16 protein-coding genes are annotated in these 14,401 nt (G+C 59.6%); 7 read left to right on the top strand and 9 right to left on the bottom strand.

Annotation, left to right across the window (positions count from 1 at the left end; translation table 11 throughout):
• Positions 1-2 precede the first annotated feature (2 nt).
• Genes ACQZ5Y_RS26260 through traA form a run of 4 tightly spaced genes read right to left on the bottom strand, consistent with a single transcriptional unit; the run spans position 3 to position 5,926 of the window.
• Positions 3-611, bottom strand: a complete 609-nt coding sequence (locus ACQZ5Y_RS26260; protein ID WP_174060337.1) for a TraH family protein — start codon at positions 609-611, stop codon at positions 3-5.
• 14 nt (positions 612-625) lie between these two features.
• The gene (locus ACQZ5Y_RS26255) at positions 626-1,792 is read right to left on the bottom strand and encodes a conjugal transfer protein TraB (RefSeq protein WP_174060382.1); all 1,167 of its coding nucleotides are present in this window, start codon (positions 1,790-1,792) and stop codon (positions 626-628) included.
• Complete coding sequence (gene traF, locus ACQZ5Y_RS26250; protein WP_236763125.1) at positions 1,782-2,312, bottom strand: conjugative transfer signal peptidase TraF; 531 nt, start codon at positions 2,310-2,312, stop codon at positions 1,782-1,784. Before traF ends, ACQZ5Y_RS26255 begins: the two co-directional genes overlap by 11 nt.
• Before the next feature lie 32 nt (positions 2,313-2,344).
• Complete coding sequence (gene traA / locus ACQZ5Y_RS26245; protein ID WP_174060338.1) at positions 2,345-5,926, bottom strand: Ti-type conjugative transfer relaxase TraA; 3,582 nt, start codon at positions 5,924-5,926, stop codon at positions 2,345-2,347.
• 253 nt (positions 5,927-6,179) lie between these two features.
• Here traA and traC point away from each other — a divergent pair, with 253 nt between their 5' ends.
• The 4 genes from traC to ACQZ5Y_RS26225 are packed head-to-tail and all read left to right on the top strand — an operon-like array spanning position 6,180 to position 9,108.
• On the top strand, positions 6,180-6,476 hold the full coding sequence (gene traC / locus ACQZ5Y_RS26240) for a conjugal transfer protein TraC (RefSeq protein ID WP_174060339.1): 297 nt from the start codon (positions 6,180-6,182) through the stop codon (positions 6,474-6,476).
• 4 nt (positions 6,477-6,480) lie between these two features.
• Positions 6,481-6,696 (top strand): type IV conjugative transfer system coupling protein TraD, encoded by a 216-nt coding sequence (gene traD / locus ACQZ5Y_RS26235; protein ID WP_062597704.1) that lies wholly within the window; start codon positions 6,481-6,483, stop codon positions 6,694-6,696.
• Complete coding sequence (gene traG, locus ACQZ5Y_RS26230) at positions 6,683-8,644, top strand: Ti-type conjugative transfer system protein TraG (RefSeq protein ID WP_174060340.1); 1,962 nt, start codon at positions 6,683-6,685, stop codon at positions 8,642-8,644. Before traD ends, traG begins: the two co-directional genes overlap by 14 nt.
• 50 nt (positions 8,645-8,694) lie before the next feature.
• Complete coding sequence (locus ACQZ5Y_RS26225) at positions 8,695-9,108, top strand: thermonuclease family protein (RefSeq protein WP_174060384.1); 414 nt, start codon at positions 8,695-8,697, stop codon at positions 9,106-9,108.
• Here ACQZ5Y_RS26225 and ACQZ5Y_RS26220 read toward each other — a convergent pair.
• Complete coding sequence (locus ACQZ5Y_RS26220; protein WP_174060341.1) at positions 9,105-10,631, bottom strand: hypothetical protein; 1,527 nt, start codon at positions 10,629-10,631, stop codon at positions 9,105-9,107. The two genes, ACQZ5Y_RS26225 and ACQZ5Y_RS26220, sit on opposite strands and share 4 nt — an antisense overlap.
• A 160-nt stretch (positions 10,632-10,791) precedes the next feature.
• On the opposite strand from ACQZ5Y_RS26220, the gene ACQZ5Y_RS26215 reads away from it, so the two are divergent.
• Together ACQZ5Y_RS26215 and ACQZ5Y_RS26210 are read left to right on the top strand one after the other, a co-directional pair.
• On the top strand, positions 10,792-11,580 hold the full coding sequence (locus tag ACQZ5Y_RS26215; protein ID WP_174060342.1) for a hypothetical protein: 789 nt from the start codon (positions 10,792-10,794) through the stop codon (positions 11,578-11,580).
• 126 nt (positions 11,581-11,706) lie between these two features.
• Positions 11,707-12,045: a WGR domain-containing protein gene (locus tag ACQZ5Y_RS26210; protein ID WP_174060343.1), complete on the top strand. Its 339-nt coding sequence runs from the start codon at positions 11,707-11,709 to the stop codon at positions 12,043-12,045.
• A gap of 59 nt (positions 12,046-12,104) precedes the next feature.
• Here ACQZ5Y_RS26210 and ACQZ5Y_RS26205 read toward each other — a convergent pair whose 3' ends face one another.
• From ACQZ5Y_RS26205 to ACQZ5Y_RS26195, 3 genes are all read right to left on the bottom strand, one after another.
• Positions 12,105-12,278, bottom strand: a complete 174-nt coding sequence (locus ACQZ5Y_RS26205) for a hypothetical protein (protein WP_174060344.1) — start codon at positions 12,276-12,278, stop codon at positions 12,105-12,107.
• Positions 12,279-12,529: 251 nt separating this feature from the next.
• Entirely contained in the window at positions 12,530-12,700 is a 171-nt protein-coding gene (locus ACQZ5Y_RS26200; protein WP_174060345.1) for a hypothetical protein, read from the bottom strand.
• 319 nt (positions 12,701-13,019) lie between these two features.
• Positions 13,020-13,328, bottom strand: coding sequence for a DUF736 domain-containing protein (locus ACQZ5Y_RS26195; protein ID WP_052821062.1), 309 nt, complete (start codon positions 13,326-13,328; stop codon positions 13,020-13,022).
• A gap of 497 nt (positions 13,329-13,825) precedes the next feature.
• Between ACQZ5Y_RS26195 and ACQZ5Y_RS26190 the strand changes: the two genes are divergently transcribed.
• Positions 13,826-13,999: a hypothetical protein gene (locus ACQZ5Y_RS26190; protein WP_174060346.1), complete on the top strand. Its 174-nt coding sequence runs from the start codon at positions 13,826-13,828 to the stop codon at positions 13,997-13,999.
• Positions 14,000-14,002: 3 nt separating this feature from the next.
• Here ACQZ5Y_RS26190 and ACQZ5Y_RS26185 read toward each other — a convergent pair.
• On the bottom strand, positions 14,003-14,401 hold a 399-nt coding region (locus ACQZ5Y_RS26185), incomplete at its 5' end, for a zincin-like metallopeptidase domain-containing protein (protein WP_448782474.1).

Genomic DNA, 14,401 nt, shown 5'->3' with positions numbered 1-14,401 from the left:
CACTACTTCTGGCCCCCGATCCTGGTCAGATCGATCCGGATACCAGCATCGTCGGGCTTGGTTGGAGTTACTTGCGGCATTTCAGAGGGTGCATCATCCTCGGCTTTGTCGGTATTCTCGACCTCAACATTCGAACGCTGCACGACCGTGCCACCCGGATCCTCAGCCTGAAACACACTCTCACCCTCGAACTTGCCGGTCCGCCAGGCGTGGATCGCGTCATCGAACAGCTGCGGGAAAACCTCTTCGCTCGTCGGATTTCCGTACCACTTCGCAACGATGCGGAGGATCTTGGCGAACATTGCCGTACCCGTCCGCAGGTTGGCGCAGGGTTCGACAAGATCTACTTTCAGCTCCGACGCATCCTTCACCCCTATGCCCGCCGGGATCTGGGTCAGACCAACCCTCACGACAGAGCCAGCAATGTTCACACGGACGATCTCGATCGCTTCCTCGGGTGTTTTCGGTTTTGGAATGAGGATCAGACGGCCACCAGACTTCACCGTGATGGCAAGCGGATCGTCCGAACCGACCGCTTGGACGAACTGCTCGACGATCGCAGGCTTCAACGATGGGTCGGCACATTCCTTGATCAACGCAGCATCCAGCATGCGAGCTCCATGTTTCAGATGTTGAATGAGATGACGAGAGGAAGATCGAACAGGCGGGCCCAGGCCGCGCTGCTCGCTCGCTGTATAGCGATGATCGATGTCCCCGCAGTCCACCAGCCATTTCCAACTGCGATGACGGCCTCAGGGCGGTGGAAGGCCGATTGCAAGACCGGCCAGACGAGGAGCTGCTCGTAGCAGATCAGCGGCGCGACTTTTGCAGTGCCGACCTCGACGACGGGGTTGGCGAAGAAATGTGCCCGCGCGCCAGATTCATCACCACCACCAATCCAGGCTCTCCACGGCTGCCACATCGATCCGGGCACCGGCATTCGCTCCCGGTAGAGAATCTCTGTCCTCTCAGCGGATATCGTCACGAGCACGTTGTCGTAGCCGCGACCATCGATGAGTGCGGCTCCAGCGATGACGGTGATATCGGTCCCGGTCAGCCCTTTCTTCCAGAAGCGAGCAACCGTCGGCGTCCAGAAACCGAGAGCACTTTCCGGCAACACGATCGTCGTGCCGGGCGGTCGGGCGCGAACGATATCGATCAGGTCCTGTTGCCGCTGGAGGCCCGCTTCGCGGCCGAGTGACGCGCCCATTTCAAGGTCGACACCGGTCCATGACGGCGGTAGAATCGCTGTCGTCCACCCAGCGGCGGACCAGAGCCAGAGGCCTGTCATTGCTATCACTGCAGCCGGCCGATACGGCGTCGCCATGACGGCAAGGCCGGCTGCCATCGCCGCGATACCACACCATCCCCAGCTGGGAAACAGAACGCCCGCCGCGGTGATCGGATGCGCCCATCCCAGAATGCCGAATGGTGGAACCGCCATGACAAAACATGCAGCCATGTATCGGAGCGGTTTCAGCCATCCCTTGCGATCGGTCCAGAGCACGACATGGACGACCACGAAGGCGGACGAGGCGACTAGCCAGAGCAGAAGTCCGGGCCAGATATCCGACGAATAGAAGTTCGCCACGCCCTGCGGCAAACCCCGCGATGCAGCGAGGAAGTAGGCAGCGGAGATGACCGCCGCGTGGAGCCGCGTCCGCGCCAAAGACCAGAGTATTGGGAACGCCGTAGCGACAGGTAGGAGGAGCACATGACCACTCCAACCGATCCATCCGGCGCCGGCTGATAATGCGAAGAGGACACCCGTTTGGAAGAGCTTACGGCGCATAGGTCCAGACCTCATGCGCCAATCCAAGGATGCCATCCATCGGCAGAGGACCGAAGTACCGGCTGTCGAACGAACCCGGGAACTCGGAATGGAGGAAGACCGCGCCGGGCGGAACGACACCACCATCGTAGTGCACCATCTCACGCCCCTGGCCGTCCGTCCGTGCAACGCGCGAGTGAGGGAGTGGCCGACCATCGATGCGGACATCGTCATGGATCTCGTTCACCTGTCCGGACGTCGCCACAACCGTCTTGATCAGCGGCGCTACTCGGCCGGCGCAGAGGCCGAAGCGCAAATATCCACGCGCCCGCGCCTCGCGCATCGCGTCGGTGTTCGGTGGGCAAATGAAGACCAGATCGCCGACCAGGATCGGCCGATCGGGTTTGACGATCCGCCACACGCCCAGGGGCTCGCTTGGTGTGAGATTGACCCTGAAGCCCTGACCTCCGAGGAACACAATGAAGCCTAGTGTGAACAGGCTGACGCTGCTGATCCGATAGAACCAGACGAGCCGTTTCATGCGCCGTAGCACTCTGTGTCGATGACGCATCTTCATTTGAGGTTGAGCCCCTCAGCTTTCGTCTGGCGCAGTGCCTCCGCCTGCTTGAGCGCGGTTACAGTACGTTCATGCGCGGACAGTTGCTGCACCGACCTCATCGTATTCCAGGCTTGTTGCACCTCGCTTTTCTGGGCAGCATTCATGCCTGACGTGACGCGCTGGAATGCCTCGCCATTGGCGTCCTTCGCAGCAAGTGGCAGGAAGGTCCTCTCTCCAAAACGCTCGGTAACCGCCTTGGCGAAACCTTCGAGTTCGGCCTTCACCATCTTATCGGCAAGCGCATATTCGAGACCCGATGGCAGATCGTTTCGGTCTATGGCATCCCGCACGCGTTCGAGAACGTTCTTCGCATTGGCAGAAAGGGCGGGGATCTCCAGCGCGGCCTTCTCACGAACGGCAAGTTCCTGTGCGTGGTTGCGGCGTTCAGCTTCGCCACGCTGACGCAGATAATCGCTGATGCTGTCGGCGAGCGGCGCGACATTATTGAGCGCCCGATCCCTATCGGACTTGTCAGAACGGCTGGCGAGCAGGCCGGTTTTGCCCTTGAGAGTGCCGAAGGCTTCAGGCTCAGCAGCCATCCTTGCAATTGTCTTCGCGGCCGTCTCGGGATCCCGCAACATGGTATCAACGTCGACGGCCCTGAAGGCAGCTTCGGGGTTGGAAAAAACATGATGGAAGCGCATGGACACTTCCTCCCACTGCTTCTTCAAAGCGGGGTCGGTAGCGATCCTGTCCTCGACTGCCTGATCCATGGACTTCGGGAAGTTGGTAATTCCGGCCACCATGGGCTTTTCCTCCTTGGCTGTGTTCGGAATGAAGATGTCGGTGCGGCCTCGGGCGAGGCCGAGCTTTGCGCCGAGTGCCTTGAGCCGTGCGGTGAGCTCGATCAGCCGCTGCTTCTGCCGGACCGTCCACGCGAGCCGATCTCTCGATATCGTGCGCGCAACATTCATCAGATGCAGGCCACGCGCCTCCGCAAACTGCAGCGCGGCGCGGTAGGACGATGCATGCGCATAGTCGAGGGTCGTCTCCTTCGACCCATCGCGCGCAAGCCGCTCCGTCAGCCGCTCCATTGCCAATTCCCTGATGGGCGTGACCTTCCAGGTGTTGCGCTCGGCCGTCGTGCCATCCGGCAATGTGACGGTCTCCGATCCATCGTGCTTCAGACCGATGCGATCACCGATGTTGGGCTGAGCGACGTCGATGGCACGTTTGAGATCGACGCCCCAGATGGTGCGCTGCTGTCCGTCCCGATGCTCGAGCGTCACGAAATAACTGTCGCGATTCCCGGACTTGTGTTCGTAGGGCGCCACACCATGCTCGACCAGAATACCGCCGCGCCGATTGGTGAACTCTTCCATGCCCACATGGAGCTCTGCCACCTCGCGATGACGTGTCATCGCGACATAGGTCAGATGACGGTCGAGCGTGCTTGATGCGAGGACTTTTACTCGGTCGACGGTTGCGCCCTGGGACTTGTGGATCGTGGTCGCATAGCCATGATCGACATTGGCGTAGAACCGTTGTTCGACGACGATCTGTGTTCGGCTATCCCCGTCGCCGATCTCGGCCACGATGCGACCAGGTGCTGCTTCAACGACTTTGGCCAGCATGCCGTTCTTGACGCCAAGACTGCCTTCGTTTTTCAGGAAGACGATCTGGTCGCCGGGGGCGAAGTGACGTTGACCATCCTCAGTCTTGAACGCGAAACCCGCGCCGATAATGCCGCGTTCCACCAGCTTCGCCCGCGCCAGTTCATTCAGCTCACGGACGTCACGACGACGGTGAGCGAGCATGAGGGTGGTCTTGCCCTGGTCAAAGTCCTGGTTCCAGCTCTCGATCAGACCTTCAATGGCGTTCTGTTGTGTCCAGTAGGCTTGCACCAACCCAGCCTGCTCATAGGCATTCAGTGCGGTCACCACGTTTCCGCGCGCCAGATCGAGAGAGGCATCACGCATCCACTGATCTTTCTGGCGATAGATCGTCTCCAGCTCAGCGTAACCGACGCGATCCGCAATGGCCCGGAATGCCGCACCTGCCTCGATCGGCTGTAGTTGATCGGGATCGCCGATCAGGACAAGCTTGGCGCCGGTCTTCGTCACCGCATCGACGAACAGGGCAAGCTGGCGAGACGACACCATGCCGGCCTCGTCCAGCACGAACACCGTCTTTTCGTCGAGCTGCCCGCGGCCCTGGCTCCAGCGGAGTTCCCAGGACGAAAGCGTGCGCGATACGATACCGGCTTCCTTCTCCAGGCCCTCGGCCGCCTTGCCGGCGAGTGCCCCGCCGACGACACTATAGCCGGCCACCTCCCACACCTCGCGGGCGGCTTTCATCATCGTCGTCTTGCCGGCGCCTGCACGGCCTATGACCGCGGCGATCCGCTCACCTCCGGCGACATGTTCGATGGCGGCCTTCTGCTCGTCCGACAGCCGCTCATGGCGCGCAAACGTCGCGTCAAGCACCGGCTGCATTACGCCATGTGACGAACGTTGCGAGAGCCAGATCGCCCGGTTGGCCATCTCAGCCTCGAGACGAATCAGCTCGCGTGTCGTGTACTTTGTCGGCGCCCGGACCCCGGTCGCGAAGTCCATCCGTTCGTGGTCAAGCCGAAGGGTTTCCGGGTTCTGCAGGATGCGCGCCATCAGGCTTTGGAAGAGACCGGCATCATCGATATAGCGATGCAAGATCTTCGCGACATCGCGTTCGTCGAAGACGCTCTTCTCCCGAGTGATCAAATCGAGCACGATCTCCGGATTGTGCTGGATCCGGCGAGCATTCTCCACCCGCCGCTCTTCCTGCAGCTCCAGCCGTTCGAGTGCGGCTTTCTCCTCCCCACCCTCAGCTTTCCTCTCGATCGCCTTCGTGCCGACGCCGAGATGGATGGTCGGCGTCAGATCGATGCCTTGCTTCTCGAAGGACCGGCCATCGATCCTGATATCGAGACCGGCAAGGGCCAAATGCCGGTTCTGGCAGGCGAACCAGCCGTCCCGAAACGCATTGAAGTCACTGATGCCACCGGCCCAAAGCTCATAAACGATCTTGCCGCTATCGTTGCGCAGCACGTTGCCGTCAGGGCCGGTGACCGCCACCTTCTTCGACCCGAAGCCGTCCTCGGTCAGTGGCCTCAATGTCGTCATCAGATGGATGTGCGGATTGCCAGGCGTGTCGTGGAAAACCCAATCGGCAACCATGCCCTGAACGGTGATATGCAGCGCCACGAAGTCCCTGACGAGTTCGATGTTCTGCTCGGCTGAAAGCTCAATCGGCAGGGCGATGGTGACATCCTTGGCGAGCTGCGCGTCGGAGCGTTTCTCGAACTCCTCGACCTTGTTCCAGAAGGCTTCCGAGGCCCCGGATACGAACCGATCAGCAATCAATGATTGCAGCCATTCAGGCGCATCGGCGGGGATGACGAACTCTTCGTGCAGCAGACCCTGTTTTCGGGTGTAGTCGATCGTGCGGGCTTCCCGCTCATAGTCCATTTTGGCGCAATGCCGATAGGCCGCCGACAGCACGGCGCTGCGGCCGGAGCCGCGTGCAACGATGCTGACTGAGAAATGCGGGACGGCCATTACCGGGCGAACTCCTTCAACCCAACGAAATCAACGTGTTCGCGAGAAGCGGAAGCCCCGCCAGGGCCGAGAAGCAAAGCGTCGCAACAGCGACGTATAATTGCGCCCTTCGGATCCGTCCTTCGAACGGTCGGGATGATGCTCAAAGGCGTAGGCTCCGCCTACTCGCATTTCTGTTAGTAGATCAGCGCGCCGATCTGAACGACTCTGGCTGCGTGAACCACGACAAGCAGCATCAGAGGACAATCCAGAGATGAAGAAACCTTCCTCCAAGATCCGCGAAGAAATCGCCAAGCTCCAGGAACAGCTCAAGCATGCGGAAACGAGAGAGGCCGAGCGTATTGGTCGCATCGCGCTTCGGGCAGGCCTCGGCGAGATCGACATCGAGGAGACTGAGCTTCAGGCGGCGTTCGAGGAACTGGCGAAACGCTTTCGCGGAGGTAAGTCCGGCACGAGCGGACGGAAAGGGGCAGGGGAAAGCGGCACGGGCAGCGGGCATTCCGAAACGCTCGCGTCTGGCGCGACTTCGGGCAGCGATCGCGAGGCTTGAAAGGATGAGCAGGAACGCAACGTCCGATGCCCGGAAGAAGGATACGCGAGACAAGATTGAGCTCGGCGGCCTGATCGTCAAAGCAGGCCTACGCTTCGAGAAGCGAGCGCTTTTGCTTGGCGCCTTGATCGACCTGCAAAAGCGGCTGAAGTCCGACGAAAAGGAGCGGACACGTTTGACGGCGATCGGAGCGGAGGCGTTCGGCAATGAAGGCGAATAGGATCGTTTTCGTCGTTTTGCCTGTCGCCGTGATGATCGGAACCCTGTTCACGATGACCGGCGTCGAGGTATGGTTCGCTGGCTTCGGAAAGACGGAGGCTGCAAGGCTTTCTCGTGGACGGCTAGGGGTCGCCGCACCCTATATGGTGGCGTCGGCGCTCGGCCTGATTTTCCTGTTTGGAACGGCGGGGTCGGCGAGCATTCGCGCTGCAGGCCTTGGGGCCGCTATCGGCAATGCTGTGGTCATCCTGATGGCGTGCTTGCGGGAAGGAATACGCTTGGCAGTGCTCTCACCCCAGGTCCCAGCCGGAAAGTCCGCGCTATCCTATCTCGATCCCTCGACCATGATCGGCACGGCCGCTGCACTGATGTCAGGCTGCTTTGCAGTTCGGGTGGCGATGGTCGGCAACGCCGCATTTGCGCGGGCTACACCGAAGCGCATCACTGGCAAACGCGCCTTGCACGGCGAGGCCGACTGGATGACACTTGCCGAAGCCGAAAAGCTGTTCCCGACGACCGGCGGCATCGTCGTCGGTGAGCGGTATCGCGTCGATCGTGACAGTGTTGCCGGCATCTCTTTCCGTGCCGATACGGCCGAAACCTGGGGTGCAGGTGGCAAGTCGTCGCTGCTTTGTTTCGACGGATCGTTCGGCTCCTCGCATGGTATCGTCTTCGCTGGATCGGGCGGTTTCAAAACGACCTCAGTCACGATCCCGACTGCTCTGAAATGGGGCGGATCGCTCATCGTGCTCGATCCGTCGAACGAGGTCGCGCCCATGGTCTCGAAACATCGTGAAGAAGCGGGCCGGCGAGTCAGGATCCTCGATCCGCGTATGCCCGCGACCGGCTTCAACGCCCTCGACTGGGTCGGCCAGTATGGCGGTACGAAGGAGGAGGATATCGCCTCGGTCGCCTCATGGATCATGAGCGATAGCGGTCGCGCAAGCGGCGTCCGCGACGACTTCTTCCGCGCTTCCGGCCTTCAGCTCCTGACAGCGATCATCGCCGATGTCTGCCTGTCCGGACATACGCAGAAGGAAAAGCAGACGCTCCGCCAGGTCCGCAAAAACCTGTCCGAACCCGAGCCGAAACTGCGACAGCGTCTGCAGGATATCTACGACAATTCGGGATCGGACTTCGTGAAGGAGAACGTCGCCGTATTTGTGAACATGACGCCTGAAACCTTCTCCGGCGTTTATGCGAATGCCATCAAGGAGACGCACTGGCTGTCTTACCAGAACTATGCGGCTCTGGTCTCGGGTTCGACATTCCGGACCGAGGATATAGCGTCGGGTAAGACCGACGTGTTCATCAACATCGACCTGAAGACGCTGGAGACCCATAGCGGATTGGCGCGTGTCGTGATCGGCTCATTTCTGAACGCGATCTACAATCGCGATGGCGCAATGGAAGGCAGGGCGCTCTTTCTTCTCGATGAGGTCGCAAGGCTCGGCTATATGCGGATTTTGGAGACAGCGCGTGACGCCGGCCGCAAGTACGGCATCACGCTGACGATGATCTATCAGTCGATCGGCCAGTTGCGCGAAACCTATGGCGGGCGCGATGCTTCCAGCAAGTGGTTCGAGAGCGCAAGCTGGATCAGTTTCGCGGCCATCAATGATCCGGAAACGGCAGACTACATCTCACGTCGCTGTGGCATGACGACGGTCGAGATCGATCAGGTCAGCCGCAACTTTCAGTCACGCGGCTCGTCGCGGACACGGTCGAAACAGCTGGCCGCCCGGCCACTCATCCAGCCCCATGAGGTGCTACGCATGAGGGCGGATGAGCAGATCGTGTTCACCGCTGGCAATGCACCGCTACGCTGCGGCCGCGCAATCTGGTTCCGGCGCAACGATATGGAAAGTTGCGTCGGGCAAAACCGCTTCCATCGCTTTTCCACATCGTCAAATGCGTCACTCGAACCGCGCGAAGCAGACCCGCAATGAACTCAAAAACCGCGCACATTCGGCGCTATGGAATCGTCGGGAGAACTGCGATGCTCTTGGCGATAGTTGCGACGGCTTTTGGCACTTGCGTTGCACCCGCGAATGCAGACGACCTGTCAGCTGACTTTACGATTTGCGGCGAAGGACGGCGGGTAGACTGTGTGGTCGACGGTGATACGTTCTGGTTTAAGCGCCAGAAAATTCGAATAGCGGATGTGGATGCGCCCGAACTCAGCCCGCCGCGATGCGAGGCCGAGCGACGGAGTGGCATGGCCGCGAAACAGATGTTGTTTGCCCTTTTGAATGCTGGACCGTTCACGCTGGCACCAGCCGATCGCGACGCTGATCGATATGGCCGCAAGCTTCGTATTGTTCTCAGGAATGGGCAATCCATCGGTGGGATGCTGATCGCTGCGAAGCTGGCAAGGCCGTGGGCAGGGGCGCGGCGCGGTTGGTGTGACTAGGTGACGGGATTGGCGTTCAATATCGCATCCGCCTTGATGGAAAACTCGCGAATGCGGGACAGAGAGGAGATACGCGGGTTACTCGTTACGATTGGGAATCGGGTGATCACGAACGGCTCCACCCTGTCCATGCCAAGGCGATTTTTGAGCAGTTCCTCTCGCGAGCGTTCCTTGATGATCGCCCGCTCATAGTAGCGTTCCAACGTCCGGTTTGTGCGAATGAAACGTGCCGGGTCGAGATCAATCCATGACGGATCGACCAGATTGTTCTTACACTGGATATTAAAAACGATGCCGCCACGAGTTGCGACAACATCGAACTCTTTTCGGTCGATGCGTTTGATCGGATGGACCTCGAACCCCTGCTTTGCAAGCTCTTCCTTGATGCGCTCTTCGAAGATAAAGCCGGAACGGATCTGAAATCGACGTTTGCTGTAGAGGCAGACATTTTTGAAATTGTAGAGGAACCGGCTGAGCGACGTGACGGAGCTGCGCAGTGCCCCCTCGAAGGGAACGAAAGCAGCATGACAGTTGAGCGCAGCAACGAATGTCGGGCTCGATGCTGTCAGCAGACGCCTATGTGGAAGCGAGACCCGATGCTTGTCCGCGAGTGCATCCAGATCTTGCGGTGATATCGTCACCCAGAAATCGTCCTCGACTTGCCAGGAGAGGTCGCGAACCACGCTCGCCAGGCCGGCGAAAGCGGTATCCTCAAGTTTGAACTCAGCGAAGGCTGCCTCCATCAATGCGATGTCGTTGCGCAACTCGGCGGCACTGAAAACGCGATCCGACGGGACAGGCTCATATTCTACGGGCGCGGCGTCGGAGGCTAGGTCGATGATAGGCACTCGTTCGGCCTCAAGAGACATGTCGTCGAGGGTATGATAATGGTGCGAAGTGGTGAACCCATGCGGCTCGACGTAGAGCTTGAAGTCATCATGAAGCTCGCTCATCGCCCGTTGCTGCAAAAGCCCGGTGATTGTCGTCCCGCTGATCTCGGCCTGTGACAGCATCCAGGCTAGGGCATCGGGATGGGGCATGCGGACCGTCCCCCTGCATGCCTGGGGAATTATGTAGAGCAAGCTCATCAAGTGACGGCGCCGGGACTGTAGGTAACCGACTGCGTGCGCTACCGACGACAGGCCAATCGCAGCGGGGATGTGTCCCGCCATCGCAAAGCTGTTCTGCATCCGAGAAAGCTGCAGTAGGAGCAACGTCTGCCGTTGCTCGAATGCGGCTCCATAATAATAGCCGAGGTAGTGAAGAACGAATTTTAGCCTACGTGGACCGAACTCGTGAGGTTCAAGATTTAGACCGAACAGCGCTGAAGCAAGTACCTCATCATCCATTTCTCCGGGCAGATTAATGAGCTCCTCAATCGCCCTGATTGTTTCGAACCAGGATCTGACGGTCGCGTCAGGCTCGAACCTCGCCAGCGCTTCCAACACGCCGCCGGCATGCTGAGCAAGTTGGCTTTCAATCAGCTTAACGGCATTTTCGCCGGTCAGTGGCGTCGACTTCATTTATTGAACCTGTGCGAAACAATGCAATGCGACTCGCTCCATGGTAAGACCAGCAGACGCTTTGCAACTAGACAGATATGATGAGCATATTTCTAGCGGTTGATGCAACGCGCCCGACAGGCACACGACGTCGTGCGCAGTCCAATATTTGGGGGGAACAGTGAGCGAATGGGAATGTGCATTCTGCGGACCGACGGATGCAAAGCGAACCAGGGAACACCTTTGGCCGGCGAGCCTGCATCGACGGGTGGCTGCTCTTCTTGATGGGGGAGAGCAAAAATTCTGGATAGCGCGTTTGGGCAAGGCATTATCTAACGAGCCAACCATTCGCGATGTTTGTGCGACCTGCAACAACGGAGAGCTGTCGAGCCTGGATAATTACATATGCCAGGTGTTTGATCGTGAATTCAGTTTGATCCGCGAGCGCGGCGACGAGGTGAAACTGGAATATGACTACCACTTGTTGAAGCGATGGCTTCTGAAGATGTCGTACAACTCAGCGCGTATGAGCAGTTCCGATGCGGCGCTTTTTCAGCCGCTCCTGCCCTATATAATGGGGAAAAATCAGTCGATCGGGCGGAGCGTCAAGCTCTTCCTGGAGATGACATATCCAAGCCACCTAACTGAGGAAGAAGCGCACGACGGAGTGCCGATGACTGTGAGGCCTGCCATCAATCGTGTCGGGTTTGTCGGATACAAAACACCCGCTGGCATGAAGATCGTCAGGGCAGTTCATCTGAGGAGCTTCAGTTTTCTGCTTGCCTTTCTACCCCCCACAGCAAAGGCAGCATCGATGCAGGCATTCGTGACGGAATTTCTCTCATCACGTCCCGCAGCGCGCGAGCTCAGAGCTTCCATGTCACAGGTGAGCCTCTACTGTGATGGGATTGATTGTTGGTCGTCGATTATATCGGGCATGACGCATCGAATGAAGCCAAAGGAAACATGATGTCCTGCGACCGGAAGCTTGCGAGAGGATCGTCATCCGGAGGGGCGGAGACCGCGTGCGGGCTCCGGTCGCCCCGCGACTAGAGCCGCACGACGAAGGCGTCTCGCCCGGAAAAACTTCACTGATATGAATCGATACGCATTCACCGATTCACAAGTGTCGTTGGACGTCGATCGCGAAATTTCAGATTCTACGGGCATGATCGCTCAGCCCTATCATCTCTATGTCGAACGCACCGATGCCACTAAAAACATGGCTCGCTACTACGCGATGGAGATCACCGCCACACTGTTCGGGGAAGCCTGCCTGATCCGCTCATGGGGGCGGATCGGTCGACGGGGGCAGTGCATGAACCATCATTTCGAGCGGGAAGAAGATGCGGTCAACCTGTTCCTCACCCTCACCCGTCAAAAGCGAGCCAAGGGCTATCGTCCCAGCGCCCAAGGTCTCAAAGTAGCCAACTAGCGTATATTTGACGGTGGACGGTGGAGATTGTGGGCCGCCGAAGCGGCCCTGATGGCGCCTTACTCGGGTCGCTTGTCGTCGACTTCGTAGCTGATCTCGATCTCGACAAAAAACGGGATCTTGATCGCGACCTTCAGACCGAGCTTGCCCTTGCGAAAAAGGTGACCGATGACCTTTGCGAGGATGCCAAGCCGACGGCCGGTTGCTGTCAAGAATTTAGCGAGCTGTTGCATATGATTTCTCCTGTCGATTGCGTTTCGTCGCGGGGATGAAATGCGGATCGGGAAGGAGTGCCGCACCGGTAACGGCCGGAGCGCAGCGGAGGACCTGGGGACCGCTGAATTTTGGCCCGCGAGGAGCCGAAGGCGGGGAAAATTCTGCAGGCATCAGGTTGCGGCAGGACGCACAATCCGCATCATTCCCAATGTCGATGAAATGGGATCGACAGGAGAATTGCGGCAGATCGAATACGACACCCGCCACCTCAGAAAGGCGGCTCGGCTTCGACAAGGCCCTCCATCTCGGCAGCAGCGATGGCCAGTTCCGCTTGGGCGACTTGGAGCTCGCCCTGGATCTGACGGCGCTCGGCGCCATCGACAGCGTTACGCAGCTCGGCCCGCAGTTCTTCGATCTGGATTTCGAGTTCGTAGGTCATCTTCGTCTCCTGACGTTTGTGAAAGATGACCGCTGGCCCCAAGAACGGGATGGCGGGGTCAGGGATCGCGCCAGCGACCGGCAGAGCCGGGGAGTGGGGGAGCCGATTTACGGAGGCTGCCCACTGGGCAGGTGGAGTAAATTGGGGGAACCGCTCATCCTTGAGACCGGTATGCCCGCTTGGTAGGATCACTCGTTCTGAGCAGCTTCCCCACTCACAGTATGCCACCAAAAAAGCCGGGCCTGGCTCGATGCCCGGTCCGGCTTTGGTTCTCCGGAGAGAAGAAGGCCCCGCCGATGGCGGAGCCTGGTGATGTCAGTCAGTCCCGGTTCGGGCGAGACCAGATGAGTTGGAGGCCTTCCTCGCCTTCCACCTCGGCGAGCGTTGCGTAGATGGGAGCCGGGAAGCTCGGATCGTCGAGCTTGACCGAGAGGTAGTCGCGGCCCTGCTCGGAGGTCTTCTGCCACGCCGCGCCGAGTTCAACGCTTCCTGCGTAGACGCGGAACTGCGGGCCTTTGTCCGAGGGATTCTCGACCCGAGCGATGCGCGCCTTGACGTTGAGGGCGAGCGTGCGGATGGAGCCGGTGAAGCCGTTTTCGGTGGAGGTGAAAGTGCCGATGGTAGCCATTGTCGTATTCCTTTTCTCATGTTCGGGCCGCGCCCATCGCGGCCTCGATGGCAGTCGCAAAGACTGGGGACGATCGGACCGCACCCAGCCGGGGTCCCCATCGCGCTCGCGCGCTGGGGTGGCGATTGGGCCGCAATGAAATGGAGGGCGACAAGTCGCAGATTTGTTAGTGGGAGAGGAGGAGCCCGTGAGGGATCCGGGGTAAGAAATCTGAGCCCTGTCGTTGCGGGAAGACGATCGAGGCGCAGCCGGTCTCCGGTCAGACATGCCACATCGAGCCCGCAGATGGGCTGCCGGAAACTCTGACGTGAAGGGATATGGCAATGGCAGTCCGCCGCATTTGCCCTGGGCACGAATGGCATGCGTTCCATCGCCTCACTTGCACCGCCGTCGCCGCATGCTTGAGTTGGGGAAACGCCACCCCGTAAACATTGGCCGGCTTGCCCGCTATGCGCCGTGCGATATCGTGCACACGCGAATCGCCGCCTGGAGGAACAATGCGTCAGCAGACCAAGCCGTTCATCATTGAGCGCAAACCATCCCGCAAACCAAAACCCGACGCTGCAAAACCGTCGATCTGGAGAAGGCTGGATGCTGATATTGCACAAGGTCTTCAAGACCAACGCGACATCGATCACGCGGCCGCCACCGGTGGTGCCGACCGCGCCTGAGTGTCAGGCCGCAGCCTTCAAATCCGCGTCCGGCTGCAAGGAATGCAGGAAGCTCACCGCGCGCTGCGCATGGGCCGCCGCCTGGAAGATCGCCCGCTTGTCGTCGGCAAGGACCGATAGCCACGATTGCAGATAGGATGCGTGATCCGGCCGTGGCTCGAGCTCCGGTGCAATGCCGAGATCAGCGCAGAGGAAGCAACTGCCAAGCTCGGCAATGAGTTCTTCACGCGCACGCTCCGTCCGATCCTTGGCGTAACGCGAAAGGTCACGGCCGACGCGATGTGCAGCCGCAGTCCAGTGCGTGGCCTCATGGCTGAGCACGGCTGCGTATCCGGCAGCATCGCGAAACGCCTCAAAGGGCGGCATCTGGATATAGTCCATGACCGGCGAGTAGTAGGCCTG

Source organism: Agrobacterium sp. A3-95 (genome assembly GCF_053521785.1).
The sequence above is the reverse complement of the archived record's forward strand: the minus strand, read 5'-3'. Positions and strand labels throughout refer to the sequence as shown.

What these genes read in the sequence shown, in the direction of transcription:
- ACQZ5Y_RS26260 (WP_174060337.1), bottom strand. Translation starts at nt 611, where the DNA reads ATGCTGGATGCTGCGTTGATCAAGGAATGTGCCGACCCATCGTTGAAG.
- ACQZ5Y_RS26255 (WP_174060382.1), bottom strand. Translation starts at nt 1,792, where the DNA reads ATGCGCCGTAAGCTCTTCCAAACGGGTGTCCTCTTCGCATTATCAGCC.
- traF (WP_236763125.1), bottom strand. Translation starts at nt 2,312, where the DNA reads ATGAAACGGCTCGTCTGGTTCTATCGGATCAGCAGCGTCAGCCTGTTC.
- traA (WP_174060338.1), bottom strand. Translation starts at nt 5,926, where the DNA reads ATGGCCGTCCCGCATTTCTCAGTCAGCATCGTTGCACGCGGCTCCGGC.
- traC (WP_174060339.1), top strand. Translation starts at nt 6,180, where the DNA reads ATGAAGAAACCTTCCTCCAAGATCCGCGAAGAAATCGCCAAGCTCCAG.
- traD (WP_062597704.1), top strand. Translation starts at nt 6,481, where the DNA reads ATGAGCAGGAACGCAACGTCCGATGCCCGGAAGAAGGATACGCGAGAC.
- traG (WP_174060340.1), top strand. Translation starts at nt 6,683, where the DNA reads ATGAAGGCGAATAGGATCGTTTTCGTCGTTTTGCCTGTCGCCGTGATG.
- ACQZ5Y_RS26225 (WP_174060384.1), top strand. Translation starts at nt 8,695, where the DNA reads ATGCTCTTGGCGATAGTTGCGACGGCTTTTGGCACTTGCGTTGCACCC.
- ACQZ5Y_RS26220 (WP_174060341.1), bottom strand. Translation starts at nt 10,631, where the DNA reads ATGAAGTCGACGCCACTGACCGGCGAAAATGCCGTTAAGCTGATTGAA.
- ACQZ5Y_RS26210 (WP_174060343.1), top strand. Translation starts at nt 11,707, where the DNA reads ATGAATCGATACGCATTCACCGATTCACAAGTGTCGTTGGACGTCGAT.
- ACQZ5Y_RS26205 (WP_174060344.1), bottom strand. Translation starts at nt 12,278, where the DNA reads ATGCAACAGCTCGCTAAATTCTTGACAGCAACCGGCCGTCGGCTTGGC.
- ACQZ5Y_RS26200 (WP_174060345.1), bottom strand. Translation starts at nt 12,700, where the DNA reads ATGACCTACGAACTCGAAATCCAGATCGAAGAACTGCGGGCCGAGCTG.
- ACQZ5Y_RS26195 (WP_052821062.1), bottom strand. Translation starts at nt 13,328, where the DNA reads ATGGCTACCATCGGCACTTTCACCTCCACCGAAAACGGCTTCACCGGC.
- ACQZ5Y_RS26190 (WP_174060346.1), top strand. Translation starts at nt 13,826, where the DNA reads ATGCGTCAGCAGACCAAGCCGTTCATCATTGAGCGCAAACCATCCCGC.